The sequence below is a fragment of the Tsukamurella conjunctivitidis genome (genome assembly GCF_007858475.1).
GTDB classification, from domain to species: domain Bacteria; phylum Actinomycetota; class Actinomycetes; order Mycobacteriales; family Mycobacteriaceae; genus Tsukamurella; species Tsukamurella conjunctivitidis.
The window spans coordinates 1-751 of sequence record NZ_VIGX01000081.1 but is presented as its reverse complement, the minus strand read 5'-3'; the positions used below and the strand labels follow the sequence as shown (position 1 = coordinate 751).

The 751-nt window shown below is 62.2% G+C and carries 1 protein-coding gene; it reads left to right on the top strand.

Translation table 11 applies throughout. The features are described from left to right. On the top strand, positions 1-590 hold a 590-nt coding region (locus FK530_RS24455), incomplete at its 5' end, for an IS3 family transposase (protein ID WP_231706787.1). Positions 591-751 lie beyond the last annotated feature (161 nt).

Here is a 751-nt window from a genome sequence, read left to right as displayed (position 1 = left end):
GTCGTCCTGGCCCGCCGGTCCACGACGATCGCTGCGCGGTCGTCGATGAGGAGGGGAAGACACGACATGTGTTCGCCGCTGATGGCCTCAACGAACTCTGGCTGACGGACATCACGGAGCACAAGACCGCGGAAGGAAAGCTCTACTGTTGTGCGGTCAAGGACGTGTACTCGAACCGGATCGTGGGGTATTCGATCGATGCGAGGATGAAGTCCCGCCTGGCCGTCCAGGCGCTCGAGAACGCGGTTGCGATACGTGGCGACGTTGCTGGCTGCGTGGTCCACTCGGACCGAGGGTCTCAATTTCGGAGCCAGAAGTTCCTGCGTGCGCTGGCTCGTCACCGCATGGTCGGATCGATGGGCAGGGTCGGTTCCAGTAGTGACAACGCGGCCATGGAATCATTCTTCTCTCTCCTGCAGAAGAATGTCCTGAACAGGCAGTCCTGGACCACTCGCGAGCAGTTGCGCATCGCGATGGTCACCTGGATCGAGGGGACCTACCACCGCCGACGCCGACAGGCCCGGTTGGGTCGTTTGACGCCGGTCGAGTTCGAGACCATCATGACCGACAACGCCGCCCTCGCGGCGTGACTACAAACTGTCACCCAACCCTGCAGCAGACCCGATCTCGCGTCGATCAGTGACCCCATCGCCGGGGTCGTGCTCATGGCGATGGCGGCGTTCGCGCCGTATCTGACGTACAAGTTCATCGCGTTCGTCGGCTTCGACATGTACCACGCCATCGGCTCCGA